This is a genomic window from Rickettsia endosymbiont of Culicoides newsteadi (assembly GCF_002259525.1).
Classification (GTDB): domain Bacteria; phylum Pseudomonadota; class Alphaproteobacteria; order Rickettsiales; family Rickettsiaceae; genus Tisiphia.
Genome location: NZ_MWZE01000128.1, coordinates 1 through 3,133, shown reverse-complemented (window position 1 = coordinate 3,133; position 3,133 = coordinate 1). Strand labels below are relative to the sequence as shown.

Sequence of the window (3,133 nt, the reverse complement as noted above, 5' to 3'; positions counted from 1 at the left end):
TTCAATGTACGAACTATTGATCGGCGTATCGTATTCATCGATCAATATATAAACTTTTTGACCAAAATGTTTGTACAGTACTTCACTCAAAACCCGTAAACTATCTTTTAAGTCTTCCTTATCAAGCTTTCCTGTAAAATATCGATTTAACTTTTCCTTTTGTGCCTCATCTAGTAATTTTTCATCTGTTGTTATATAACGCTTTAAGTATCGATGGTTTGTAAATAAATTAGTTACTTGATTTTTTATCCCACTTTCAATTTCTTGGTAATTACTGCCTTTAACATCTTTAAAATTTATGGAAATCACCGGAAATTGACCTTGTTGAGTCATGGCATATTCATTACTGTTAATCTTTAAAGGCCTTTTTCCTTTAATACCTAAATTGATTTCCCCACCGATAAAGAGAATGCGATTAACCCTATCTTCTATAGGTAAAGGAACGCCATTTTGATCCACCTCTATCTCAAAAAATTTCTGGAGCATGTTCATATTCAAACTCTTACCCCAACGCCTTGGTCTAGTGATCAATATAACCTTACCACTATCTTCCAATAATTCTTTGATCATTAGACTTTTATCAACAAAGACATCACTATTAACTAGCAAGTCATAGAATTCATCGGTACCTATCCTCATTCTTGGTGGTTTATTGTTATCTTTAACAATATTAGTTTTTTTGGTTGATATATTATCAAAAAATTCTACTGTCATATTAAAAATTATTATAAACTTTATTAGGAAATAATAACACAAACAAGCTAGCATAGCCAGTAGATTACGTAAAATAAATTTCTTATATCACATGTAAGATTTTTTAAATTATTGCCCCAATTAATTATAAATAGTAGAGAAAATTCAAAATAAAAAAATAGACCTCTTGCATAACCTAATCTAATTGGTAATTTTGTTGTCAAAATAAGAACTATCTTCTGCACTTAATGGTACTTCTGAAAATAACTCAGAATTATTTGATGATGAATGTGAGTCAGACATTGTTTCTTCAGAAGTTGTGAAATTATCTATACATTTGAATAGTTGCATTAGAATGTCTATCTTACTATTTTCAGCATTCACCTCATAATAAGGTATCCTTACTGTCGTATAACCTAGTATGTTTAAAAAGAGAGTATTAATTTCTGTTGCGGCATTATGTTGCTTACCATTGCCAATAAAATGAGAAGGTCCATCTATCTGTATTACTAATTTTTCATTATTTTCAAACACAACACATATATCTACTCTAGTAGCTAATTCTGGTATCCAGTATTCTGAACAGATTTTTGTTGGTGTGCCTTTATATTTATTAGCAATAGCCTTAAACATAGATTCTTGTAAATTTGATGTCATCGGATTTAATGGATTCGAATTTATTATTTCGCTAATACTTTTATACTTCTCTTCCTCTAATAATTGATTATTAAATAATGCTTGCAACAAATTTGTTCCTGTCCAAATTTGTATAACCCCTTCTATAGACAACTGATTAAAGTCAAGTTTGTTTATTGCATCTCGTAAGACTTTCACTGTTGATAGGTAATTATTTTGTGTTAACGCAGAGAGTATAGTAAGAGAATAAATACTGTTAGTTAGTTCTTGTGTAGTAAATTCATTGATTTTACCAATAGTCGCTACCTGCCAAACTTCCCATAACTCTGTTGAAGGTTGTATTTTTAGTTGACTTAAAGCATACATACTATTAGCTAAATTTTGACTATTGAAGGTTGTTATCTGCTTTACAGCCGCTTCCTGCCAAGCTTCCAAGAATTTTGCTGAAAGTTGAACCCCTAATTGACTCAAAGCATATATACTATTAGCTAAATTTTGGCTGTTAAAGGTCTGTATCTGCTTTACAGCCGCTTCTTGCCAAACTTCCAAGAATTTTTCTAAAGATTGATCCTCTAATTGACTCACAGCATAGATAGCATTAGCCAGACCTTGGGCATTAAATTTGTCAATTTTATTGATAGCCGCCTTTTCCCAATTTTCCAAAAAATTCTTTAAAGGTTGTACCTTTAATGAACTAAAAGTATAGATAATATTAGTTAGATCTTGTGTATTAAATTCGTCAATTTTATTGATAGCCGCCTTTTCCCAATTTTCCAAAAAATCCTCTGAAGGCGGCACTTTTAATTTACCCAAAGCGCAGATAATAACAGCCAAATTTTGGCTACTAAAGTTTTTCATCTGCTTTACAGCTGCTTCCGGCCAAACTTTCAATAAATTTTCTAAAGATTGTTCCTCTAATTGACCTAAAGTATAGATAATACTAGTTAGCTCTTGTGCATTAAATTTATCGATTTTACTTATAACAACCTTCTCCCAACTATTCAAAAAGTTCTTTGAAGGCTGTACCTTTAATTGAGTAAAAGCATAGATAGCATTAGTCAGTCCTTGTGTATTAAATTCGTTAATTTTATTGATAGCCACCGCCTCCCAATTTTCCAAAAAATTCGTTGAAGGTGGTAGCTTTAATTTACCAAAAGCACAGATAATATTAACCAGTCCTTGTGTATTAAATTTGTCAATTTTATTGATAGCCACCTTCTCCCAACTATTCAAAAAGTTCTTTAAAGGCTGTAGCTTTAATTTACCAAAACCATAGATAATATTAACCAATCCCTGGGCATTAAAATCATTGATTTTATTTATAGCCTCTATCTGCAAGACTTTCGAAAATTCTTTTGAAGGCTGTAGCTTTAATTTACCAAAAGCATTCATACTAATAGCCAATTCTTGGCTTTTAAAGAGTTTTATCTTATTTATAGCCTCTTTTTGCCAACATTTCAAAAATTCTTGTGAAGGTTGCCTGTCTTTTAATTGACTAAAAGCATGAACACTATTAGCCAGTCCTTGTGGGGTAAATTGGTAGATTTTTCTTATAGCAGCTGTTTCCCAACTCTTCAGAAATTTTTTTGAGGAATTAATCTCGCAAAATTCTGAAGTATTTGCTTGTTCAGATAGTAATTACGTCAATTCGGGATAAGGGATAAGAAAAAATAAAGGAGATATAGGAGTTGCAAGGAGTTAATGTCTGTGATAAATGTTTTTTTGGAAAAAAAAATAAACACAGGCATGAAAAAAGATATCACAGAATTATATAGTTTTATAGACGATTTTTGTAAAATTTACT

The 3,133-nt window shown here is 30.9% G+C and carries 2 protein-coding genes; both read right to left on the bottom strand.

The window, feature by feature from the left end; all coding sequences use genetic code 11:
* The coding region (locus RiCNE_RS06675) for an AAA family ATPase (protein WP_157905710.1) at window positions 1-714 on the bottom strand (714 nt) is incomplete at its 3' end.
* A gap of 180 nt (window positions 715-894) precedes the next feature.
* Window positions 895-2,790 carry an RAP domain-containing protein gene (locus RiCNE_RS06670; protein ID WP_094649785.1) on the bottom strand — a complete coding sequence of 632 codons (1,896 nt, stop codon included), beginning with the start codon at window positions 2,788-2,790 and terminating at the stop codon, window positions 895-897.
* Window positions 2,791-3,133: the final 343 nt, after the last annotated feature.